Raw genomic sequence first — 24224 nt, forward strand, 5'->3', positions numbered from 1 at the left:
TATTTTTATATATAAGTGAAACAAAATAGAGTGTGGAAGTCAAATTTTAGAGACATACTGAAGAGTAATACCCTAAATGTTAGAAAGGATGTTGAATATGTCCTTCATGTTGTCTAATCCACATGCATTGGTACAATTATTAAAAAACGCAAAGAACATCCCACAACAAGCTACTGAACTTATGAAAGGTAAAGTTGCTTGCTGGAAATTGTCTCGTCCATTCCATGAACATCGCAGAAACTTAGAGTGGAACGAATCTGCAGCGTATACTGTCAGGATTTCTGTTGAACGAGCAGTGAACGACTGTATGCGGTATCGGGACAGTCATGCTAGCTGGGATGGACCTCAAATATTCTCAATAACAGAACGAGATAACAACATACTGCAAGAAATAAGGATGGCTACCATTGCTGCTAATCAAAGCAACATTACACGCACTCAAGCCTATCTGGAATGTTATAAGGCATATCCAGAACTTCATTGGGCGTTATTAGCCCATATGGTATCACGGAATGGAGGATGGAACATGAGCGACCTAAAAGGCGGTTTAATGTCAGATCTCATGGAACGATCTCTGAAAGATAATCTTTATCGTATGTTGGAACGATGCAATGCCCTTATTTTTCAGGATGCTTATCCACAGCTTCAGCTCTATATGTACAGCAAGCAGTATGGATGCAGCTTATTTCATCTATTGCCACATTTTCATGTGTCTACATTCATGAATGCTTTCTGGAATAGCTTCTGGCTAGAACGAAACAGTGCGCTACTAGCAGTGGGATTAATCATAAATGAGCAGCATTACATTGAGGGACGAGTCGTAAGACAATCTTTTTTTCAGAAAAATATATTTAAAAATATGACCTATCAAATCAATCATCTCGCTCACGTGAACCAGATTCTATTTCCGCTAAGCAAGATGATACCTTCTCCTATGAATGAGCGTCATGTTCCAAGTCCATCACCAGGAATCGTAGGTCTCGTATTAGAGAATTTCTTAAATATCGAAGAGCGAATCAATCTTGGTAAATCATTATATGGTCTCTTATTCGGATATACCGATGTCCTGAATCAAGTTACAGCTTATGCACAAGACACGATTCATCACGGTTCGAGAAGTGAATATTGGCCGGAATTGTTCACCCCAGACAAAGAAACAGCTGTGAACTCCTCCATAGAGAGCTCACAGCTGTTAGATCACGAATGGTTATCCGTAGGTCAACGAATTTATAGTCCCACGCTGGAAGAGGTATGGTTCGATATGCCATATGATCCTATTCCACGGTATGACTGGCTGAAGGATAAGAATGTTATCCAGTATATATCTAAGCCACGACGGCCATTTCTCATCGAGATAAGTCATAATCATCGAGCCGCTCTACAGAAAACAGCGTTAGCTCACGATATCGTCCGAAGTCTCAACTGATATTGATTAATCATTCATCCGATTGCGGACACGATGGGGTTGCAATTTCATTAGTGGCATAAATACTTTTTGTATCTTACGTGGATAACTAGATAACTCTTCTTGGCTTAGAACCCCAAGTACAATAAGCATAACCAAGTAAATCATTACAACAGCAACACCTACGATAATGCAAGTAATAAGATAGGCTAATCTGTCTGGCATCATATTCACAAGTAGGATACCCGCTTGATTAAGACCGTACCCTATTCCTGCCGATACGATGATCGTAAGCAAGTAACTCAACCAGCGTTTACCAAGAATAGAGAAAGGTACGATCTTTTTCATAAGTCTGAGATTTAGCAACGTAATCACTAGGAAGCAAAGCCCCGTTGCTCCGATAATTCCATAGATACCAAAGAATGGAGCTAGCATATAACTGGCTACAAGCTTCACTACAATACCGATCATCACATGGACCATCGAGACCTTTGCTTTACTTACACCTAGTAGTATTGAATTCGATGTCATCATCGTAATTTGGAATATGGTTCCGAATGTAAGCAACATAATAATTCCACTACCATCCAAGCTACTAAACAAAAGTCCATTTATAGAATATGAAGCCACACTAAGAGCGATCACAATAGGCATCCCTGTAAGAATAGCAATTCTCATAGCTAATGTAATTTGTTGCTTCAGATAAGGCTGGTCTTTCCGTGCAAACGCTGCGGATATAATAGGAATAAGTGATGCACTGAGAGCAATGGCTAGAATTGGAGGAATTCCTGCAATGGATTGAGCACGACTTCCGAGAATACCTACAACTTGCGTTGCGTAAGCATCCCCCGACTGTCCAATCAGTAATCCCTTAATAATACTAGTATCTATAAAATTTACAGCTGGAACAGCTAAAGAGGTTAATACAATCGGGATAGATAACGTAAATATATCTTTATAAATAGTCATCAAAGGCAATTTATTTTGACCCTCTTGTAGACTAAGTGTACGGTCCTGCTTACGCATTCTAAGCGTAAAATAGATCATAACTGCGAATGCTCCTAAACTACCAAGAACACCTCCAAATGATGCTCCTGCAGCGATGGTACTATCTTGATAATCCATAGTTAACAAGATATATGCCAGAATAATTGCCGTCCCCACTCTAGCAATTTGTTCAATAATTTGTGAGATCCCGCCAGCCATCATGTTATTACGACCTTGGAAATACCCTCGCATCATAGCAATAGTAGGAAATAACAGAAGCGCGGGAGCTAACATCTGAATAGCCAGTGTCGCTTCAGGTAGTTTAATGTAGGTTGCATAATAAGGTGCACCAAAGTATAACAACAAAGTCATGACAACGCCCATAATCGCTGAGAAGATTAAGGCGGCATGGTAAATCCGTTGAGCCTCATGAGGCTTCTCCAATGCATAACGCTCAGATACCATTTTACTTAGCGTACTTGGAATTCCAGCAGTTGCTATTGTTAGTAACATCAAGTATATAGTATTGGCAACGTTGAATGACGCATCCCCTATATCCCCAAGCATATGTTCCAATGGTATCCGCTGAGCCAGACCTAGTACACGAGCTATCAAGGCTGCCGCGGCTAGAATAAGTGTTCCTTTAATAAATGATTCTTTCTTCGCCAAACTTTTCCCCCTACTTTCTTACGGAAGGCAGCTTCCACTGCAAACATCATATCACTTCATTAGTTCACCATAATCCAGATAAAGAAGATCACAATCATACCAATTTGCAGAATGACCTTCATCACCATACTACTAAATAATCCCACTAAAGATCCCCAGCCTACTTTGGCCGACTTCGATACATTTGAACCAGATAGTAGTTCGCCTATAAATGCCCCTAGAAACGGTCCGATAACAAGTCCAAAAGCTGGTATTGCAAATGGACCAATGATAACACCTATGGTACTAAGAATGACTGATAATCGCGATCCACCATATTTCTTGGTTCCCCATGCACCCACGACGTAATCCGCTACAAACAAGACGACGACAATTAACGTCTGGATGATCCAGAACCAAGCACCAAAGGATTCAAAACTAAAGAACCAACCATACACAAAGAAAGCAAGATAAATGGCTAGCGCACCGGGAAGAATAGGAAATATTGCACCCGCTAGTCCTACTACAAACAAAATAATAATCAAGCTCCAACCGAGTATGGACATCTATCGTTTCACTCCTCAATAATATAGGTTCTGATCACTTCTACAATCCCATCATCATTATTGCTAGCTACGACAACATCTGCTTGTTCCTTCACATGTTGCTGGGCATTACCCATCGCAACCCCTAGACCGCATTGCTGAATCACAGCCAGATCATTTAAGCTATCACCCACAGCAATAACCTCACACATTTCTATTTGAAGCAACTTACACACCTCAGAAATCCCAGTGGCCTTATTAACTCCTAATGGATTAATCTCAATGTTAAATGGTGAAGAATTCGTTATTTCAAGATCACCCCATTCAAGCAATTTCGTCAAAATATGCTGACGGATATGATCATCTTCTGTGTAGTATCCAAATTTCAACCATTCTGTCTCTTCCATAGGCGTCGTCAACCAATGCTCTTTATTATAAACGTGATCAACTGAATATGCCCAGAACCACGTATCCATTTCGATCGCGATTTCATACATTGCCTTCATCCGCTGAACATCAAATAATGAACGTTGGTGAAGCTGATATGGAGCACTCCAAATCTCACTCCCATTAACTGTAACCATAGGGCCGTCCAGCCCTAATTGTTCAGCATAGGGAAGCGCGCTTGCAAACGATCTTCCTGTAGATAGACAGACATGAACACCCTTCTCCATAGCAATCTTTATCCATTTCATGGTTTCAGTTGATATTTTCTCTTCATGATTTAAAAGTGTCCCATCCATATCCAATGCTAACAGTCTATATTTTGTACCCGTGGTAAGCCCCCCCTGTCATCATACCCAACTATACTAGCATCCACATTATGCCCTCGTAGTGAATTATGGTGTTTCACTTTCATTTATAACCTCCGTCTTTGGATGAGGTGTTCCATCTAATCCATAGACTTCATCATAAGCATCAAATATTTTGCGTGCAATTGGCGCAGCACTTTGGGATCCGAATCCACCTTCAGGAATCATAACAGCAACAGCGAGTACTGGATTCTCACGTGGCGCATAGGCAATAAATACACCATTATCAACAAGTTCTCTACCTACCTGCTGTGTGGACGTTCCTGTTTTTCTAGCAAAGTCGTAATGGAAATTCTCGAAAGCAGACACACTACTATTCATCCCTTTCTTAACAACATCCCAGTACGATTTATCGAAATCAACAACATTCAGCACTTCTGGTTTGAATTCTTGAACAATATTTCCATTACTATCTGTAATCTTGCTTACTAATTGAGGTTTCATCCGTGCCCCTTCATTAGCAAGGGTTGCTGTATATTGAGCAAGTTGAAGTGTGGTGTATTTCCCGCCTTGACCGAATGATGCATAAGCCATAGCTGATTGTGTACTACCCGCTTGTTCTAAATCCACATACTCACGCCATCCTCTGTATTCACCAGGTAGGCCACTACCCGTCACGACACCAAGCCCGAATTCTTTCATGTGTCTATCCCAGACATCAATAACATCTGCACCATATTTATTATTCAGAGGCTTTCCTACCATATCGACCATGAATGCATTGGAGGATACCTCTATAGCCCTGGCAGGACTCATAGCACCATAGACATGCCCTTGTGAATTCTGAACACGTGCTTGATGACCTTCTTTACCAAAGTAAGCTGCACCTTTGTCATAATACGTATAGTTTTTCGTGAAAAAACCTTCATTTAATCCTATTAACACGGATAGCGGTTTTATCGTGGAACCTAGCAGCACAACAGATTCAGGGTGATATCCTTCTTTACCTGAATTAAAAGATTTAATGGTCCCGTTCTGGTAAATAAATTCTACCTTCCCCGTCCAATCTTCACTCGAAATATTCCCGGAACTCCACACATTGGTATCATAGTCAGGCATGCTGGCCATAGCTACAACATTGCCTGTCTTCACTTCCATTGCGACCGCGAATCCAGTTGTCGCATCCGGATGTAATTTCCCTGATACCGGATTCTTATGCAACCAATCTAACTGGTCGAGAATCGCTTGTTCCGTTTTGACTTGAATCTCCTTATTGATGGTTGACCACACATCATGACCTTTTTCTGGAGCTACAATCTCATCTATACCCTCCGGCATATTACGAGGATCAACAGGTATTTTCAAATAACCATTCTTTCCACGCAATTCATCTTGATAGAGTAACTCTAAGCCATCAAACCCTACAAATTCCGATTCTCCATACATCAGACCCGGGTCAGTTAACGTGCCATCCTTCATCTCATCCGTAATCGTTTGATACTTATCCAGTGCCTTGGATCTCTTAAAGTCTTTAATATAACCTATCGTTTGGACAGCAACCGTATCTGTATCATATTGCCGAATATTCTCTTCAATTATACTAATCCCTTGATAATCTGACTTATGTTCCATGAAATAAGCGATCTCTTCTTCAGTAAGATTCATCTTAATACGTCTAGGTACATAACCAGAATATAATTTATAATTCAAATCTAAGGCGTCTAACACATCTTCCTTTGTGTTAATTTCACTTTCAGGATCTCCGAATTCCGTGAATGCTGCTGCAATATTCTGAGCCAGTTTATCGACTTCTGGATAATTCTCTCGTTTATCACCATTTGCAAGATCACTATAATTGCTCTGCAAAGTAATATATAAAGATTGTACTGGTTCAGAATAAGCTAATTTAATCCCCGTAGCATCTAAAATACTTCCACGTGCAGGTGCGATGGGTACATTCTTCACATCCCTACTAGTTTCTTCTCCAGTCAACGTAGGACCTTCCACAAATTGTAGTATGGCAAGACGTACAATAATGACACAAAAAATAAGAAATGTACTAAAGAAAAATACATTTATTCTCAGATTAAAACTATTTTTATGTTTAGGTTCATCTTGCTTCAATCGATCCGGCACGTAATTGCTCACCGGTACAGCCTCCTTTAGTTCAAACTTACTTTAGTTATTCATTTTTACGAAAAATGTCTTTCTTATTCTAACATAAATCAAGGGTACCTTCACCTTTAGCATATTCGCCATCTCAGGAACAAATATCTATACATACAAAAGGCAGTTTCACCGTATCTAAGAGTGGTGAAACTGTATCTCTTTATAATATGTACTTAATTCATATAACTTCTCTACCTCATCTACCAAACTTACATCATTCGACTGAATAGAGAACAATAAAAGATCGTCCGCTTTCCTTCTTAACAAAAACTCACTTTGTTCAACGTTTCCTAATTCGAACATTTCAATCGCATTCTTTAATATATTTCTGGCCTCTATCAGCTTAACCTGCTTCTCAACTTTGTAGTTGCCCACTTTCTTCATATCAGCTAGATTGTAAGTATAATTCATATATATTTCTTCAACAGGTTGTTCCTTAACTCTTTCACTTTGGCAACCTTTGTACCTCCATTGAACGGATAGTACTGGACGTTTAAAGGTTTGCTATTTAAATGACTCTTGGTTGGTTTAAATGATGCTACTTCCCATTCGATTAACAAAACTACATGATCGGCACCACCGCCATAAATATGCGAACGATTCCATGTATATGCTGCATTTATATATGTACTCATTCTACCGTCTCCTCCTATCCATGTTCATTAAATTAACTAATGATGCCATCAGTTTATAAGGGAACATATGTTCTAACCAATTGTTGTACATTATCCACATATTTTAACTTAATATATCTACTTTTAATTATGTATTTCCTCAAAAATATATTACTATAGTGTTAGACGTCCCACTCCACCCATTGGTTACAATAGTAATTAAACTAAAATTCAGGTGGTGAATATATGCAGTTACATTTCTTCATTCGCAAGTTTTGTAAACCAAGTATTATCATACTATCTATATGTGCAAGCTTAGTTCTTTCTCCTAATACAACACATGCTAATTACTTCACAGATTTCTATGATGGATTACAGAAATTCTCTGAACTTCCTGACCAGATGAATGAGTTGAAGAAGAGTTACGAACAGACATACAATGATTTAAACGATGCCAAAGCAAGTATTAAAGCTTATGAACAACAGACTACTCAACTTATAGAACAGAATCGTCAACTTCAAGATACCGTTCAATTATTGACGGAATCGGAGATAGCACGACAGACTCGATCTGCCCGAATAAAAAATATCGTTATTTGGGCGATATCTCTAGCAGTGGGGTATTTTCTTCTTACTCGCACAATCCGATTCTTAATGAGACGTTCTAATAAATGGTAATAATATAGGTATTTATTTGTACCGGAGGTCAGTCATGGAAATACAGAACAATAGTGCAAGCAGCGCCCCAATAGGTCAAGCAGTTACCTTTACTCTTAATGAAGGAGATCTAATTCATATACTCCACCCTGAACAAATTGTAGCCTATCGGGGACCTTCTACTGGACGTAGTGATCATTTCATGAATATGAAACGTATGTATCGCAAGGGTAAGCTCATTCAATCCGATATCAGTGGTCCATCACAGTTTGTAGCCGCTCTGCCGCCTGGATTTGCTATGAAATCAGTTGAGATTCATGATGGGAGTGACCTGCTTTACGATTTCCGTAGTCTTTTTTTCTATAGTGATGGCATCACCATGCAGACTCGTCTCTTAAAAATAAAGAATATGCTTGTTTCGCGTGATGTCATTAAAGTGAAATTCACAGGTAATGGAACGATCGGTATACTTACACAAGGACCTGTATGCCAGACCGAACTTCATCCGATAGATCCAATATATATCGATGCTGCAAGTTTAGTTGCTTATCCAGAGAATGCCAAACTCGAATTGACTGTATATGGGAACACTCTCGCCAGCCAACATATGAGTTTCCATTGGAAGATGACGGGACTGGGTTCTGTCCTTTTCCAAGCAGGTCGTCAAAATCAACGATTAGAAAAGGATATGGCGAATGAAGGATTCATTAAACGTGTACTACGAGAAATCATTCCTTTTGGAAGTATTATTATTAAGTAGTGAACCATGTTATAATGAAACATATCCTAAGCCTAGAGTTGATCAGCTGGGATAATTGAAGATAATCCATGTTTACATTCATGGAAGAGGTTCGCGAACTCCCTCTATAAAAAACTATTTACCTTATTTATAAATGATAAGGTTTGTTTTTGAGTTAGATCCAGTTCATGAATCTCTTTTTCTTCTACGAATTTAAAGAAGAATGAGAGGTTTTTTTGTGATGAAAAATGAGAAAGCTATCGTCGTATTTAGTGGCGGTCAAGACAGTACAACATGCTTATTTTGGGCAAAGAAGAACTATTCTGAGGTGGAAACTATCACCTTCGACTACGGCCAACGTCATAAATTGGAGATTGAGTGTGCAGCAAGTATTGCACAAGATGTAGGTGTGCAACAAACCGTGCTCGACATGAGTCTTCTTAATCAACTTGCCCCCAATGCACTCACTCGTCATGATGTTGAGATTTCACATGAAGAAGGTCAACTACCCAATACCTTTGTTGATGGACGTAACTTATTATTCCTAAGTTTCGCAGCCATCTTCGCTAAACAGAGAGGTGCAAGACATTTAATTACAGGTGTTTGTGAGACGGATTTCAGTGGTTACCCTGATTGCCGAGATCTGTTTATTAAGTCTCTTAACGTTACCTTAAATCTATCTATGGATTATGATTTCGTAATTCATACCCCTCTAATGTGGCTGAACAAAGCAGAAACTTGGCAATTGTCTGACGAGTTAGGTGCATTCGAATATATTCAAAATCGTACCTTAACTTGTTACAACGGCATCATTGGTAGCGGTTGTGGTGAATGCCCAGCATGCAAGCTTAGAAAAACTGGTCTTGATCAGTATTTAGCTATGCCTAAAGATGGTTTATCCACCCAAGGTGGTGCTCAAATATGATTCAATCCCCTGGGGAATTCCGCATCATAGACCGACTTCAACGCTTCGGTGAGGATCTCAATCATAGTGATCTAAGGTATCACAATAAAAGAGTGTTGGTTAGTAAAGAATTCACCTTCGATGCATCTCACCATTTACATGCCTATGAAGGTAAATGTAAGAATCTACACGGACACACGTACAAAGTTGTCTTTGGTATAAGTGGTGTCCCTAATGACATTGGGATTACTGTAGATTTCGGAGAAATAAAAGATATTTGGAAAAAATACATTGAGCCTTACCTTGACCATCGCTATCTGAACGAAACTTTACCCAAAATGAACACAACAGCTGAGAATATGGTTGTCTGGCTGTTCGAACAAATGGAAGCTGCATTACAATCTCTTCAACTTTCTGAGGAGAACCTTATACTAGAAACACGCACTGAATTTGTTAGACTCTTTGAAACACCAACCAGTTATGCCGAAGCAAGACGGGAGTGGATATTAGGATGAATAGTCAGAGTGTTCATGTAGATGAGCGGATAAGCCACCAGATCGACCGACCTATCCCTGTCTTAGAAGTTTTTGGCCCTACTGTTCAAGGCGAAGGGATGGTCATTGGTAGAAAAACAATGTTCGTTCGTACTGCCGGCTGTGATTATCATTGCTCATGGTGTGACTCAAGCTTCACATGGGATGGTAGTGGAAAGGAACAGATTAGATTACTACAATCTGAGCAAATCTGGGATGAGTTATATCAAATCGGGGGAGCTTGCTTCTCACATGTTACGTTATCTGGAGGGAATCCTGCCCTTCTTCCACAGCTTGGAGGATTAGTTCAGTTACTCCATGACCGGAATATCATCGTTGCAGTTGAAACGCAAGGCTCGAAATGGCAGGATTGGCTTGCAAGCGTTGACGAGGTGACCATATCTCCAAAGCCTCCTAGCTCTGGGATGAATACAGATTGGGAAATATTAGATGAAATTATCAATCATTTAGAAGTTCGTCCAGTAACCTATTCCCATAGTCTAAAAGTAGTTATTTTTAATGAAGAGGATCTTGATTATGCCGTTAAAGTACATCTACGTTACTTAGATACTCCCATGTATTTGCAAGTTGGAAACGCTGATGTCCACACAACCGATTCTAATCAACTCACCAGCACTTTATTAGAACGTTACGAATGGCTTATCGAGAAAGTAATGGAATCTTCCATGCTTAATCAAGTGCGAGTATTACCTCAACTTCATACGTTGATTTGGGGAAATAAACGTGGGGTTTAATAAATAGAAGGGGGATATCGATATGTCAGGAAGACAACATCATGAAATGGAAGATATCACGCTACTCGGAAATCAAGGAACCAAATACCTTACAGAATATGATCCATCCATACTGGAGAGCTTTGATAACAAACATCCGTACCGTGATTACTTCGTTAAATTTAACTGCCCAGAGTTCACAAGCTTATGCCCTATCACTGGACAGCCCGATTTCGCAACAATCTATATTAGTTATATCCCTAGTATTCGAATGGTAGAAAGCAAATCGCTTAAATTATACCTTTTCAGCTTCCGTAATCATGGAGATTTCCATGAAGACTGTATGAATATCATCATGAATGATCTCATTAAGCTAATGGATCCCAAGTACATTGAAGTATGGGGGAAATTCACACCACGCGGTGGAATCTCCATTGACCCATACTGCAATTATGGACAATCGGGAACAAAATATGAGGAAATGGCACAATATCGCCTCATGAATCATGATATGTATCCAGAAAAAGTAGATAATCGATAACGACACAAACTGAAACGGCTACGCCGTCCCTTTAAAGGACGGTATCCGTCTCTGCCGAAATATAAGGGTATAAAGTATGAAGTGAAACTTATACTTTATACCCTTATATTTTAAGAAAGTCCTCTGGTTTTAAACCCTTAGTGTCCAGGGTGTAAAAACCAGGGGACTATTTAAATTGATTTTACTGATTTCCTTCACCACAAATTTTCGATGAACAAACGGATAATATCTGCCCCACCGATAAATGTACCTATGGATGCTCCAACATTCGAGAGTGTAACAACAAGTAAAATTCGCGTTACCTTATTGTGCCAAAATCCTTTTGCACTGAGCACGTCCTCTGATAAATTCTCAAAATCACGAACGTTAGGTCGGTGAAAGTAGGCTTGAACGATGCCTGCAAACCATCCTGCCGCAAGGAGCGGGTGTAACGCGGTAAACGGAGCTGCGATAAATCCAGTCACAATTGCGAGTGGATGTGCAAAAGCAAGTGCGGCACCTATTCCTGATAACATCCCCGTCCAAATGATCCAGCTCAGTGACTGCTGAATTCCAACGGAAGGACTTGTGATAAATGTATAAGCAATAAGTGCAAGAATGGCGATTGGAATTGCCCAACCTACAATCTTTAGAACCTTGGATTTCGGGGGAAGCTTCGTTAAGAGATCCAAGTCGTGATCTTGTTTGATCTGTTCCTTGATGCCGGGTACATGTGCAGCGCCAAGAACAGCTACTACCTTATTCCCCGGAGCTTCCTTAATTTTTTGCGCCAAATATTGATCTCGTTCGTCAATGAGTGGAATCTTTAATCTCGGAAAACTATTCGTAAATTCCTGTAGCATCGAATCTAGCATATCCTGCGATTTCATCGTTTCCAGTTCATCTTCCGTAATTTTCTCGTTGCTAAATATGCTGGATATGATTTGCATCATCAGCTTCGCTTTGCCCCAAAAACCAACATTATGCCATATACGGGAAAACGTGATTTGAATATTGCGGTCCGCAAGCACTAGTTTGGCACCTGTTTCTTGGGCAGATTGAATTCCCTGTATCATTTCCTGCCCTGGCTGAATATCTAACTGGTTCGCTAAACGCTTCTGAAAAGAGGAAACCGCAAGGTTGATAAGTAGCAAAGTCGCCTTTTTATCCTTAATTACCTTGAAAATGTCCGTTTCTTTTGACTTATCACCTTCCATGATCGATTGGTATCTTTGTTCATCCAGTTCGATACACACTGAATCCGGCATTTCGGTTTCGATCACTTCTTTGACTTGCTGTGCGCTTTGCTTGGACACATGTGCAGTACCGATCAATATAAACTCTCGATTGTCCCAATGAATTCTGGTTACATTATCTTCTGTCATTGCTACCTTCCTTCGTATCGTTACCTTGTGTATTTGTAATTGCTCGAAAATACAAGCCTATACATCATTATACGTAAAATAATTAATAATTCACATAATATAAAGAAAACCCCGATAATGACTAAGCTCATCGGGGCAAATCTCAATAATTCCAGTCTCTTTTTTTATTACAACGATTAACCAACTACACCCGTACGTTCAACACTCTCAACAAAATAACGCTGAACAAATAAATACATCACAATTAACGGAAGAATAGCTAGCAATATTCCCGTATCCACAATCATCGCAACATGGTTCGGATCCGCTTTAACATTTGCATTACTACCGACACCAATCATTTTCGGAATCAGTAGATTAGCTTCGGCTGGTAAAGAAGCTACCTTCAATGGCATTAATGGACTTTGACTCATAAACAAAGATGTGAAGAATGTATCATTATATTGCCACACGAATGAGAATAACATAACTGTGACAAGTGGCGGAACCGCATTCGGTAGCATAATACGGAAGAAAGTCTTAAATCCTCCCGCTCCATCAATTAACGCTGCTTCCTCAATCTCCTTCGGTAACCCTTTAAAGAATTGTCGGAATATATAGATATATAGCCCTGATTTCAATCCATTCGCTGTTGCTGCTGTTACGATTGAGGGCCAATAGGTATTCAGAAGATTTACCCCTTCTTTACCCGTGAATAGCTGTATAATCCCCAAGATATCAAAACTACGAAAATGTAGATACATCGGTACCATTAATGTACTCATCGGAACGAGAATCGTGAGGACAACCAATAAAAATAATATATTACTCCCTGGAAAGTTAAATCGTGCAAACCCGTATCCAGCGAGTGCACATGAAGCTGTCTGTAATAGTACCGTTACGACAACAAAAAGTAACGTATTACCGAGTAAAGGGAAATAATTCATAATCTCCATAGCCATTTTGATATTATCCATTGTGAAATGGACAGGAATCATAAAGATTGTAGGATTATAAATATCTTGTTTATCCTTAATTGCGACAGATATTTTGGACAATAAGGGAGATATAATAACAAACGAGATCCCAATGATTAATACATAGCGAAAAAATGACCACAGGGCATCCATAAATTTGTTTTTTGTTTTCTTAAAACGATATACTACTGCTTCACTTCGAAGTTGTTTAGCAATTTCCATGCAACGTCCCTCCCTCTCCTAAGTGCGTTAATCATAGTAGAATACTCTCTTCGACACCATGATTCCGATGATGACTAGAATGGCACTGACAACAAGCGTGTATAACCATGACATCGCAGCACTTAATCCGAAATTCTGCGTCTGAAAAGCTGTACTATAAATCGTCTGTGTAATACTACTATCTGAGAAGGAGTCAATAATTGTAAATATAATATTTGTTAGTAGTAACGGGCTTACCATTGGAAAAGTGATTTTCCAGAATGATTCATATGCTGTTGCACCTTCCATCTTAGCTACTTCATACATCGAGGTTGGAACCGACTGAAGTGCAGCTAGAAAGATGATAATTTGAACACCTGAACTACTGATGATTTCATAAATACGAAGTACAGCATCCACAATATAGTCCGTAAATGCGATCGGTAATCCTGCCTCATTAAGCAACATAACCATCGAAAGTACGTTAAACTGCGATGAGGTTTCCCCGAATTCTTGAGCTACAGTCGCGTCTCCGATTAGATTAATGAGCCCAGAAGCTTCAGCCGCAGATATCGCACCTGATGCAAGAATAACAGGCAAGAAGAATATCGCCCGGGCTAACGCCCTTCCTCGAAACTTCTGATTCAAGAGAGTCGCAGAGAAAAGACTGAAGAAAAGAATCAAAGGTACATTCACAATCATCTCTATAACCGACTCTGTCAAAATACGATTAAAGTTCGCATCAATGAACAAAGCCTCTTTAAAATTTAACCAACCAACAAATTTTAATTCATATCCCGTTGGCACCACATTTAAACTATTAAAGCTAAATTTAATCGATTGAATAAGTGGTGATGCAAACAAAAATATGAATCCCAGTAACCAAGGTAAGATGAATACAACACCAAGCAATGACTTTCTCTGTGTTAAGGACAATCTCATTCTATTCATTCCTGATCACCATCCACTACATAATCCTGCGCATCTACGGTTACACCATTCAAAGTGACTGACTCATCAGAATAGTTTACATAAACAGATGTACCCTCTTCATATCTCACTTCAACGACACCGGGTTGATGTCGAATATGCTCCGTCATCCTTTTCGTTCTTACACTTGATAGAGCAGTATTAGCTTCTTCGTACATGGACACAGCTTGATCGTACCAATCCAAATAGTAAGATGAATAGTAAGTATCAAATCGCGTATATTTTAGTTTTGATGATGGCTCATATGTCCACAGAAAATGAGGTGATGCTCCCAGTTCAATAGCACTTAATAACTGCTGTTTCATATCTTGATTATCATCCAGATTCATGGGAGAGCCCGCATAGTCTAGGTATCCGTGAATCACCATCTGATAGAAAGGAACAGCTTCATCCGTAATATTGAACCCACTAGATGACGTTGGAATATTAATAAGTTGATCCCCATAGCCCCATGCATAAGCATTTCCTCCAGCTAACATGAGATCTGGATAGCTTTCCTCTAACTTTCTTATTTGTTCTACTACAATATTCTTTGCAGATTCACGATAAACGACCCTGTTCTCTCGATAATCTGAATTCAGAAGATCACCTAAATCCCTTAATGATAAGCCCATACTATCAAATGAAGAGAAAGTCCCCGTGAATTTATCAACATAATATGGAAGCTTTGCGGGAGACAGTAGGTAATAACTACCTAAATCTATATCCATTCGATTAAATGAACGATTATAGGGTGAAAGTTCTGCCTGTTCCCTCGTAATAAAGCGAGCCGCATCTGAAGATGGTGTAAAGCTAGCATCATCATATACATGTTGGAATGCTACGTCAGGATATAAGTTACCACCTAGATCTTCCATTTGCTTGGCTAACTTCATGAAATCGCCCTTATCTCCGAGCACACGATCAACCTTCATTTTGACAGGTAATTGGTGGTCTACCCCTTTATTGAACCAACCCATATATCTCATCTTAAGATTGGATATACCATCGGTGTTTAATTTCGCAGCGATTTCTCCTGCCTGATCAAAGCTAGTCATAGATATAATGTCATCATAGGGTACACCAAGGAATGATTGCTGCTTATCTACAGAACCTAACATATCCAGATAGAAGGGAATATCTTGCTCGTTCTGAAGGGGCGTTAATATATTGTTCTTCGTCAACAAATTCTGATAAAGCTTTGCCATTCCAGAATAGGTTGCATCCTTTCCAGATAGAAAACTATAACGGATACGAATATCACCCTGATATAAGTCAGCGGACAATAGATCGATTTCTTGGATCGTTTGGCCTGTGTAAAGCTCCAACTCATCCTCACCACGAACTTCAAAACTACTATACACATGATTGAATGAGTTTTTCTTACCACTGATATCAGCATTTACACTAGCAATAGCATCTCCCTCTTCAATCACAGCAAACCAAGCCCCATCACCTGATTTCAATCCATAAACCGGCATGCGTGCATCCTCACTTACTTGCCCACGACTCCGGCTGTTATCATTCTCATCAGTTCCGTATACACGTTGCGCATATAGCTCATCTTTAACTTTTCCATTGTTTAAGTAGATGAGACTTCCCATCCCATCAGGTACGAACATGTACCCTTCATCTTCTTTTCCAGCTGATCCGAAATAATTTAGCATATCTATGCTTTTAATTTGATGCGCTGCACTTTCCTGAATCTGACTCATCGGAACGGATACAACCAGACTGTTCTCCTCAAGGTGGTATTCAAGCGGAATGACAAAATTGGGCTTATTAGACGCATTTCCACTCGAAATTCCATTCTCATCATTATCAAATGCCAAATCCTCTGCCGTATATCCTGCTTTTTCAAATGCGGCGATCATTTTATTCATCACGAGTTGCTTCGAAATTTGCTCATCAAGTCGCTCCATTACTTCAGGATTATTTTCTGTGGGATAGTATCTAGCAGATACATACCTTTTAGAAGCATCATCCAATGAATCTACAATCTTTTCCTGGAATCTTGATTTACTAATATATTTAGGTAGAACGTCAATACCAAGCGACATATCACCCAATGTATATGTGATTCGTATACCATTGGCAATACTTTCAGTCGTAAATTGTTGCTTACTAATGCTATGTGAGAAATTGTTATAGGTCTCTAACGTAGCTATGGCATCGCGAAATGAGACTCCGACTTGTGAAGAAAGAACTTCTTTCTCGAAAGCGGATGCTAATTCATCATCATTGCGTTCTGGCGGATTACTATACCACACTTGTCCTTGTTGTTTATCCAACACAGCTACTTCCGTAGTCTCCGGATTGATATATAAGCCCAACGCAGTATTCTGTGCCACCAGTACCATCCCAGATACCCCATCAGTGTTATCATTTAATATAGCCATTTCTGATCCTGGAGCTAGCTGACTCTCGCCCTGGACATAGGCTGCTACATCGACCGCTGGAACCCCACGATTGATATAGATTAGAACACTGGCTGCTATACCGAGCAACACAACGCAGGTGAGTATCCTATATAGGACTTTTCGTTTGTTCACGTATGCGGCCTCCTTCACGTTCGGAAAATAATTTCTTTATATACATTGTGAATAAAATCAAATATTTGTTGAACAAGACTAAACATCAACGTTCCTAGAAATACAATAATTCCCATGACTACAATGGTTAGTAACATGGTTGTAATCGTTTTTTTAGCTGTGTATTGATGCATCGTCATCGTGCCTACGAATAATAGGTACAGAAACCAGATACTTGCAATAACATTTAGCAGATAATAGAATACCGTCTCCTCACTCGCCATAAAATTACTTACTATTATTGTTGGCACGTAGATCAGAACAAGCGGTATTAAAGAATATGCTGTGGCCATCACAATCTCTTTAAACTTCCCTTCCCCCTCCATCAAGGTCGTGATCGACCAATTCGAAATACACCATAGAAAGAAGGGTAATACGATGTATTTAAGTTCATCCAAACTATTCAAATATCTAGGATCATTAAAATTTACTAGAAATCCAGCATATTGCTTTTGCACAATCATGGTAATGACTACAAGGAGAAGAATCGCTAGAGCAACTTTTATTCGACCTTTGCCTTCATATTTGAGATCCCAGAATCCATCATATGGATGCACAATTAAATGAAGTGGGAACTTAATGAAATCCTGCTTCACGGCGTTCAGCCCTCCTTGTCTTTCTCTTCTTCCACAATTTATAAATTACAATACCTAGTATGAGTACCATAAGAAGAGATAAGAACGGTCCCAGTACATCTTTCATAACTTCCCTACGATGTCTTTTATACGCGACAGAATAATGTTTACGGTCCATTCCCGCTTCGAAGTATTCTAACGCTTCCTCATTCTTCTTCTCCATAACTAAAGATTTACCAATGCCAATATAGGCGATATCATAGTTTGAATTTAATTGAAGAACTTGTTTCCAGCTGTTTACGGCCTCTGAATCTTCGCCTTCATAATGATGCCGTACAGCTTCATTCACACTACTACCGAATAATGTTGGTTCATACAGAATAATATTCGATTTTCCCCGATCTAATACAACCAAGGTCTCATTCAAAAACTCAATCGCTACTGGTGTCTTAAAGGTTCCTAGTTGTGTTCCTTTCGCACCAAAAATATATAATAGATTACCCTCATCATCGTAGGTGAATATACGCCCCCGAAGTGAATCCAGGGCACTGTACATCCCACCCTCACGTACCTTTATATCGATAAATTTCGAAGGACCTGCATTTCCACCAAAAATACTATAGCGAATGTCCCCCATCACATCGAAATATCCAATACGCTTAAGTACATCCTCTCCAGAAGGATTTAACCGCTTAATCGGCTCTTTAGAGTCAGGATCAATATTCGTGGCATACACGAATCCCTTATAATCAATATCAACATTTGAGAATTCTGTTGGAATAAATAGTTCCATTTGTTGCTTCTGAGCCTTCGTGGAAACTAGACGCCAGAAGTAATCGACTACATTCCTCTCAATTTTATTCGTTCCTACATATCCTATGAACTTTCCCTTATCATCGAATTGCACAATTCCTTCGAAGACGCCACGGGATACAACATAGACACGATTCGCTTTATCTACAGTTAATTTCAATGGGACAAAGGTAAAATCATCCGGAAGTATATCTGACTTCGGTTCCTTAATAATGTTGATATAGTCACCATCAGGAGATAATACAACTATGCGTTGATTATCTGTATCCGCGATGTAGATATTCCCCTCATTATTTGCAAAAATACCACTTGGATTGTTAAACACATTCTTCACTCCTTCAACTTCGAAAGAGTCAATAATCCTTATTACATTTAACTTGGCATCCAAACATACAATCCGATGGTTACCACTATCTAGAATGTATACCACACCACTATCTGCGACATACATATCACTTGGTTCCACGAAATCTCCAATTCCAAGATCAGTACCTGAAATAGAACGAATTGGAACATATGGCGCCGGCGACGGTACCGCTTCTTCCCAATAATTATAGTTGTAACTCTCATAGGGTGCCGAAGCTGCCGATGTAGTCTTCGGGGAAAATACTATCAGGGAAACAACTGCGATCATTAGAAGCCATTTTTTCGCTGTCAATGGTTTTCCCCCTCTCTAATCCTTCATACCAGAAGTAGCCATCGTCTCAAGAATACGGCTTTGTGAAAATACAAACAACGTAATCGGAACACTCATCAGTATCAGAGCTACTGCTGCTCCCACACCCGCCCGAGCTACACCACCCATCACAATCTGATTGGCTGCATAATGAAGCGATTTCAATTGTTCACTGTAAATAAATCCATTTCCATCTGACCCCCATAACATCTGAAACAATAGAATGATAAGTGTTAGCCATGCGGGTTTTACATTCGGCATAACAATCGTCCAGAAGATACGATATTCACTAGCACCGTCAATCTTAGCGGCTTCAAGCAAAGCATCCGGAATCTGTTCCATGAACTGTTTCATCAAATAAAGTCCAAGTGGAAAGGCGAAGGCAGGAACAATAACCGCCCAATACGTATCAATAAATCCGATCCATGACATGATCATATAATTGGGGATCGCAGTTACAGCACCCGAGAACATGAGTGACAATACGACAATCTGGAATAGAAACCGTCCACCAGGAAATTTATGTTTGGCTAAAGGATAAGCTGCCGCTGAAGCCAGAAGCACATGTCCAAGAATTCCCATACCTGTAATGAAAACTGTATTAAAGATATATCTCGAAAAAGGTACCCAAGAATTCCCCAACAAATTAATAAGATCTGCGAAATTATCCATTGTTGGATTGCGAACAAATAATCTTGGAGGAAACAAGAAAATTTCATCTAAAGGTTTAAAGGCATTATTAATCGCATAGATCAATGGAAGTACCATGAAAGATCCCATCACACATAGCAGCATAAATAGTGAAAAGTTACCAAAGAGAGAACGATTTACTCGCTTTGTTCGCAGTCGCAGGAGAAAATTCATTTCATTAGTCACCCACCTTGCGCAAAAGTTTTTGAATAATTAGATTACTTCCTACCATCATTATGAATAGTACTGTCGCAATGGCGGATGAATATCCCATTTCAAAACGAATCGTTCCGAAATCGATTAGATGTGTTACGACCGTCTGTGCAGCGTAGTTGACACTAGGGAAGCCAGCAAGATAGATCGATACATCCGATACAGCGAACGAAGTCGTTAGCTGTATCACGGCACCAAACATAAGCTGAGGCTTCATGGATGGTAGAGTGATAAACCATAGTTCTTGCCAGCGATTCTTCACACCATCTACAGCACCTGCTTCATACAATGTTCTATCTACTGTCTGTAACCCCGCAATGAACGCTAGAAATCCAGTACCTAAACTAAGCCATAATTGAACTAGAATAATAATAGGCATGATGTATGCTTCCGTCTTCAACCATTGAATAGGTTCAAGTAAAATCCCCCATTTAATTAGAAAACCATTCATAACCCCATATCTATCACCTGAGAAGATCATCAACCAAATGAAGAATACATTCCCTGAAATCGACGGTGCATAGAACACTAATGTCATAAATGCTCGCCATTTCGGTGACAGCTCATTGATTATCCATGCAAAAATGAAACAGGCGATATAACTTATCGGCCCAGTGATCGTTGCAAACAGTAATGTATTCTTGATAGCAATTAAGAACACATCATCCTCTAGAAACAATCGTATATAGTTCTGCCAACCGACAAACCTTGGAAACTCTAACATATTGAAATAAGTGAAACTTATAATAATGGACATCACAACAGGCAGAATAGTAAACAAACTAAAAAGTATCATATAAGGAGCCATCAAAATATATGAATGTTTATTCGCCTTGATTGCGTTTTTTTTCATTCCCCACCAGGAATTTGGTTGAGGGGAAGGCTCGCCAGCAGTTATCACTGAGCGATTATCTTGTAAATTTGATTGTCGCATCCTTAACCCCTCCCTTAATCTAATAGACCAAATTCTTTACGTTTCGTACGTATTTCATCTTGAATGTACTGAGTGTAGTCCATTAGGGCTTCACGGGGTTCAACTTTATTGTTCACAACTTTATAGAATGCATTAAGAAGATGACGTCCCGTGAAATAACCTCCAGGTACTTCTGGAATTCCTTGCACCCATTCGAATTGCGCCTTCAGATTCTGATAATCACTGACTGGCCATGGTAGTTGATCAAGTGCGTTGGTGTTAGCCGTTGGATAACGCGCTGCCGCCCCCATCAACCCTTCCATCTCCCGTCCGAATTGAACTTGAGTCTCTTCACTCGTCCACCATTTCATGAATTCCCATGCAGCTTCTTTATCTTCCGCAGCTTCCATCATAATCACACCATTACCACCACTTGGTACTACACGATTAATCGTTCCATCACTTTGCAAGGTCCCAGGAACAGGAACGAAACCCCACATTCCACGAATTTCTGGCGCAAACACAGACAATTGGTTATATACTGTATAATCAGCTATCGCAACTGGCATTTGCCCTGTACGGAATCGGTTCGCGAAATCATATTCTTTCTCCAATTTGTAATCTGTATAGAATTCCGTCCATTGTTTGAATGATTCCGTACCCTTTCTTGAATCAAGATCTGAAGCTTTACCCCCTTCGCGATAGAAGGAGCCTCCTGATTGCATAAGAAGCATAGCGTACACGGAGTTAGGCGCAATATTCTCTCCTGGATAAGAAGGGACTAATACAAGCGGAAGTCCAAACTCCATATGGTTCTTATTAAGTACAGCCAATAGATTTTGCACATCATCCCAAGTCTGGGGAACATCTAACTCCAATTCTTTCAATATATCTTTTCGGTAGAATAGCATATTAAATGTCTGCGTCTCTGGGAGTGCATATACGCCTTCATTATATGTGTATGGAACCAAGGCACTCGTTCTAAATCGTTCCGCGACATCTTCAAAATCGTTAAATTTCGACAAATCTGTTGTCGCATTCCTCATCGCATAATTTACGGGTATATCATTCGTAATCTGCATTGCCACATCCGGGCCTTGACCTGCTAATGTTGCCGAGAGCAATGTATTCATCTGGACAAGCTTCAGGTTGACACTAATACCACTCTCTGATGTGAAACTTTCATCAATCATGGATTTTATCGTATTCGCCTGATCTCGCCCACTCCCAATCCAAACCGTTACCGTTCTTTTTTCCTTACCTTCTGCCACATTTCCGATTTGATTGTAATCAATGACGAAGGAATATACGAAGGTTAGCCATTCATGCCACATTTTGGCGAACCATCCCATCCCATCCATGGGTAGCTGTTCATCAGGAGAAGCAATATAGATCGTATCAATTTCCAGTGGTTGCTCTCTCGCTTTTTGTAGCCAAGTACCTAGTCCTCCCGTGTTTGTCTTATAAGCTCCAAGCCTTCTAGGAATAGTGTCGGGCTCATCAATCATTTCATCTAATTGTAGAGCCATTGTTTTCAATAATGCCTCTTGATCGCTTCCCTGACCTGATAACTCTTTCAATTGCTTGGCTACTGATTGTAGTCTCGTACTTTCTGTTTGAAAAACTTCCAATAAATTTGGAATTTGCATCTCCACACGATAGTCACGGACTTCATCCGGATTAGTACCTGTAATCATTAATATTTTGCGATACATAGCATTCAGATTGAAGAGACTCTCTTCCACTTCACGAATTAATGGTGCGAATTCTCCAAGACTAACTTCAAGTCTTAGAACATGCTTACCCTTCTCCAAGTAATATCTATAAGGGTCTTCACCGCCCATCACATCCATACGGTAACCACCTTTATATCGGAACGCCACCTGTTCCATTTCTTGAAATGGAACGACCCCATCAATCGTTAATATACGTGTTGAATAAATACCTCTTACAAAATTCTGCTGAGATTTAAAGGCAATTTGGTACAATCCCGTCTCAGGAACGTCCACTTCCCATTCGATCCATTCTCCTGGAATCCGCCAATTATGTCCGCCAATCGTATTAACCTTCACCTTGGACGGACTATAAGGATACACCGCGGGACTTGTACGCTCACTCACTGGATATAACGTTGGTGACGACTTAGCAATGGCATTCTCCCCTTGAATTTCAACGAGAATCCCCTTCGTTTCTTCCGCTTTATCCGATTCATACTGTTTAAGTACTTCCTCATAAGTTAGAGCAATCGGTGATTGAAATAATTTCAATTGTCGAATAACCATCGGTTCACGTTGTGATTGGAGTGAGATGGTATGATCACCTTTACTGAAATAAAATTGAAAAGGACGATCGAAATACCCTTCAGAATCTTTTATCACAACTTCGCGCCAGTTAGGTCGCTCCACCTGTTGCGGGCGAAGGTCATTTCCTTGATTATCCACCTGCACTTCTTTAAGTTCATTATCCCAAATTCGGTCAAAATGCAAATAAGCAGCTTCTTCAAATGGGAGTGCACCATCAATCCGTAGTGAACGCTCTATACTCGAGCTTTTCCCTGCGATTGGATAATATAAAGCCGATAAATTATACAATCCTGGCTCATCAATATGAATTTGCCATAGTGCTTCCCCTTCTTCACCAGTCAAAAGTGATGTTCCATCCATCCCCTCATAATCTTCTAAAGTTTCAATATCTTGTCCTTCGGTTTTTATATATTGATTTGCTTCAACAATCACTTCCAGCTCTGGATGTGATTCAGTATCATATTGTTCTAAATAATCACTGTATTCTATAGCTTCATTAGTCGCATTTGCCAAATCCTCTGCTATAGACATATCCAATTGATCGGAAGTCTCATTTATTTGTGATTCCGCTTGTACTATAGGAATAAACGCCGGAATCAGTAAGGCCATAAACATGATAACCGTCAACATACTTATCAACATTTTTTTCAAACGATGATTCACTAACATCAATGCACGCCCCCCATAAGCACTAAGCAAGTCTAGAATAACCCATCACCTTGCCAATATTCT

22 protein-coding genes and 1 riboswitch are annotated in these 24224 nt (G+C 39.7%); of the genes, 7 read left to right on the forward strand and 15 right to left on the reverse strand.

Annotated elements, in window-relative coordinates; genetic code table 11:
* The first annotated feature begins 97 nt into the window (after positions 1 to 97).
* A complete protein-coding gene (locus LPB68_RS07105; protein ID WP_237087913.1) occupies positions 98 to 1426 on the forward strand; it encodes a DUF2515 family protein in 1329 nt (442 codons plus the stop codon).
* Between the two features lie 6 nt (positions 1427 to 1432).
* Here LPB68_RS07105 and LPB68_RS07110 read toward each other — a convergent pair whose 3' ends face one another.
* From LPB68_RS07110 to LPB68_RS07135, 6 genes are all read right to left on the reverse strand, one after another.
* Positions 1433 to 3061 (reverse strand): putative polysaccharide biosynthesis protein, encoded by a 1629-nt coding sequence (locus LPB68_RS07110; RefSeq protein WP_068654032.1) that lies wholly within the window; start codon positions 3059 to 3061, stop codon positions 1433 to 1435.
* 59 nt (positions 3062 to 3120) lie between these two features.
* Entirely contained in the window at positions 3121 to 3606 is a 486-nt protein-coding gene (locus LPB68_RS07115; protein ID WP_068654033.1) for a DUF456 domain-containing protein, read from the reverse strand.
* 8 nt (positions 3607 to 3614) lie between these two features.
* Positions 3615 to 4343: a Cof-type HAD-IIB family hydrolase gene (locus LPB68_RS07120; RefSeq protein WP_257786632.1), complete on the reverse strand. Its 729-nt coding sequence runs from the start codon at positions 4341 to 4343 to the stop codon at positions 3615 to 3617.
* A gap of 81 nt (positions 4344 to 4424) precedes the next feature.
* Entirely contained in the window at positions 4425 to 6485 is a 2061-nt protein-coding gene (locus LPB68_RS07125) for a peptidoglycan D,D-transpeptidase FtsI family protein (RefSeq protein ID WP_068654037.1), read from the reverse strand.
* A gap of 156 nt (positions 6486 to 6641) precedes the next feature.
* Entirely contained in the window at positions 6642 to 6917 is a 276-nt protein-coding gene (locus LPB68_RS07130; RefSeq protein ID WP_068654043.1) for a hypothetical protein, read from the reverse strand.
* The gene (locus tag LPB68_RS07135; RefSeq protein WP_068654044.1) at positions 6914 to 7141 is read right to left on the reverse strand and encodes a hypothetical protein; all 228 of its coding nucleotides are present in this window, start codon (positions 7139 to 7141) and stop codon (positions 6914 to 6916) included. Before LPB68_RS07135 ends, LPB68_RS07130 begins: the two co-directional genes overlap by 4 nt.
* A 225-nt stretch (positions 7142 to 7366) precedes the next feature.
* On the opposite strand from LPB68_RS07135, the gene LPB68_RS07140 reads away from it, so the two are divergent.
* From LPB68_RS07140 to queF, 6 genes are all read left to right on the forward strand, one after another.
* Positions 7367 to 7798 (forward strand): hypothetical protein, encoded by a 432-nt coding sequence (locus LPB68_RS07140; protein WP_068654045.1) that lies wholly within the window; start codon positions 7367 to 7369, stop codon positions 7796 to 7798.
* A 34-nt stretch (positions 7799 to 7832) separates the two neighbouring features.
* On the forward strand, positions 7833 to 8537 hold the full coding sequence (locus LPB68_RS07145) for an AIM24 family protein (protein WP_068654046.1): 705 nt from the start codon (positions 7833 to 7835) through the stop codon (positions 8535 to 8537).
* Positions 8538 to 8617: 80 nt separating this feature from the next.
* Positions 8618 to 8661, forward strand: a riboswitch (PreQ1 riboswitch).
* Positions 8662 to 8754: 93 nt separating this feature from the next.
* The gene (gene queC / locus LPB68_RS07150; protein WP_198402094.1) at positions 8755 to 9441 is read left to right on the forward strand and encodes a 7-cyano-7-deazaguanine synthase QueC; all 687 of its coding nucleotides are present in this window, start codon (positions 8755 to 8757) and stop codon (positions 9439 to 9441) included.
* Complete coding sequence (gene queD / locus LPB68_RS07155) at positions 9441 to 9935, forward strand: 6-carboxytetrahydropterin synthase QueD (protein WP_068654248.1); 495 nt, start codon at positions 9441 to 9443, stop codon at positions 9933 to 9935. Before queC ends, queD begins: the two co-directional genes overlap by 1 nt.
* Entirely contained in the window at positions 9932 to 10708 is a 777-nt protein-coding gene (queE, locus tag LPB68_RS07160; protein WP_068654049.1) for a 7-carboxy-7-deazaguanine synthase QueE, read from the forward strand. The genes queD and queE overlap by 4 nt, the downstream gene beginning before the upstream one ends.
* Before the next feature lie 22 nt (positions 10709 to 10730).
* Complete coding sequence (gene queF, locus LPB68_RS07165; RefSeq protein WP_068654050.1) at positions 10731 to 11228, forward strand: preQ(1) synthase; 498 nt, start codon at positions 10731 to 10733, stop codon at positions 11226 to 11228.
* A 194-nt stretch (positions 11229 to 11422) separates the two neighbouring features.
* On the opposite strand, the gene LPB68_RS07170 is transcribed toward queF, so the two are convergent.
* The 9 genes from LPB68_RS07170 to LPB68_RS07210 form a co-directional block, all read right to left on the reverse strand.
* Complete coding sequence (locus tag LPB68_RS07170) at positions 11423 to 12592, reverse strand: TraB/GumN family protein (protein WP_068654051.1); 1170 nt, start codon at positions 12590 to 12592, stop codon at positions 11423 to 11425.
* 176 nt (positions 12593 to 12768) lie between these two features.
* Complete coding sequence (locus tag LPB68_RS07175; RefSeq protein WP_068654053.1) at positions 12769 to 13770, reverse strand: carbohydrate ABC transporter permease; 1002 nt, start codon at positions 13768 to 13770, stop codon at positions 12769 to 12771.
* 27 nt (positions 13771 to 13797) lie between these two features.
* A complete protein-coding gene (locus LPB68_RS07180; protein ID WP_068654055.1) occupies positions 13798 to 14700 on the reverse strand; it encodes a carbohydrate ABC transporter permease in 903 nt (300 codons plus the stop codon).
* Positions 14697 to 17270, reverse strand: a complete 2574-nt coding sequence (locus tag LPB68_RS07185) for a DUF5696 domain-containing protein (protein ID WP_068654057.1) — start codon at positions 17268 to 17270, stop codon at positions 14697 to 14699. Before LPB68_RS07185 ends, LPB68_RS07180 begins: the two co-directional genes overlap by 4 nt.
* Positions 17271 to 17284: 14 nt before the next feature.
* Complete coding sequence (locus LPB68_RS07190; RefSeq protein WP_068654061.1) at positions 17285 to 17905, reverse strand: Yip1 family protein; 621 nt, start codon at positions 17903 to 17905, stop codon at positions 17285 to 17287.
* Complete coding sequence (locus LPB68_RS07195; protein ID WP_082865523.1) at positions 17886 to 19355, reverse strand: NHL repeat-containing protein; 1470 nt, start codon at positions 19353 to 19355, stop codon at positions 17886 to 17888. The genes LPB68_RS07190 and LPB68_RS07195 overlap by 20 nt, the downstream gene beginning before the upstream one ends.
* Positions 19356 to 19370: 15 nt before the next feature.
* On the reverse strand, positions 19371 to 20237 hold the full coding sequence (locus LPB68_RS07200) for a carbohydrate ABC transporter permease (RefSeq protein ID WP_068654063.1): 867 nt from the start codon (positions 20235 to 20237) through the stop codon (positions 19371 to 19373).
* 4 nt (positions 20238 to 20241) lie between these two features.
* The gene (locus tag LPB68_RS07205) at positions 20242 to 21210 is read right to left on the reverse strand and encodes a carbohydrate ABC transporter permease (protein ID WP_068654066.1); all 969 of its coding nucleotides are present in this window, start codon (positions 21208 to 21210) and stop codon (positions 20242 to 20244) included.
* Positions 21211 to 21224: 14 nt separating this feature from the next.
* Complete coding sequence (locus tag LPB68_RS07210) at positions 21225 to 24161, reverse strand: extracellular solute-binding protein (protein ID WP_082865524.1); 2937 nt, start codon at positions 24159 to 24161, stop codon at positions 21225 to 21227.
* Positions 24162 to 24224 lie beyond the last annotated feature (63 nt).

It is taken from the genome of Paenibacillus crassostreae (assembly GCF_001857945.1).
Taxonomy (GTDB): domain Bacteria; phylum Bacillota; class Bacilli; order Paenibacillales; family Paenibacillaceae; genus Paenibacillus_AQ; species Paenibacillus_AQ crassostreae.

Coding starts and splice junctions, on each gene's coding strand:
- LPB68_RS07130 (WP_068654043.1), bottom strand. CDS start 6,917: ATGAATTATACTTACAATCTAGCTGATATGAAGAAAGTGGGCAACTAC.
- LPB68_RS07205 (WP_068654066.1), bottom strand. CDS start 21,210: ATGCGACAATCAAATTTACAAGATAATCGCTCAGTGATAACTGCTGGC.
- LPB68_RS07170 (WP_068654051.1), bottom strand. CDS start 12,592: ATGACAGAAGATAATGTAACCAGAATTCATTGGGACAATCGAGAGTTT.
- LPB68_RS07210 (WP_082865524.1), bottom strand. CDS start 24,161: ATGTTAGTGAATCATCGTTTGAAAAAAATGTTGATAAGTATGTTGACG.
- LPB68_RS07105 (WP_237087913.1), top strand. CDS start 98: ATGTCCTTCATGTTGTCTAATCCACATGCATTGGTACAATTATTAAAA.
- LPB68_RS07200 (WP_068654063.1), bottom strand. CDS start 20,237: ATGAATTTTCTCCTGCGACTGCGAACAAAGCGAGTAAATCGTTCTCTC.
- LPB68_RS07115 (WP_068654033.1), bottom strand. CDS start 3,606: ATGTCCATACTCGGTTGGAGCTTGATTATTATTTTGTTTGTAGTAGGA.
- LPB68_RS07135 (WP_068654044.1), bottom strand. CDS start 7,141: ATGAGTACATATATAAATGCAGCATATACATGGAATCGTTCGCATATT.
- LPB68_RS07175 (WP_068654053.1), bottom strand. CDS start 13,770: ATGGAAATTGCTAAACAACTTCGAAGTGAAGCAGTAGTATATCGTTTT.
- LPB68_RS07140 (WP_068654045.1), top strand. CDS start 7,367: ATGCAGTTACATTTCTTCATTCGCAAGTTTTGTAAACCAAGTATTATC.
- LPB68_RS07180 (WP_068654055.1), bottom strand. CDS start 14,700: ATGAATAGAATGAGATTGTCCTTAACACAGAGAAAGTCATTGCTTGGT.
- queF (WP_068654050.1), top strand. CDS start 10,731: ATGTCAGGAAGACAACATCATGAAATGGAAGATATCACGCTACTCGGA.
- queE (WP_068654049.1), top strand. CDS start 9,932: ATGAATAGTCAGAGTGTTCATGTAGATGAGCGGATAAGCCACCAGATC.
- LPB68_RS07145 (WP_068654046.1), top strand. CDS start 7,833: ATGGAAATACAGAACAATAGTGCAAGCAGCGCCCCAATAGGTCAAGCA.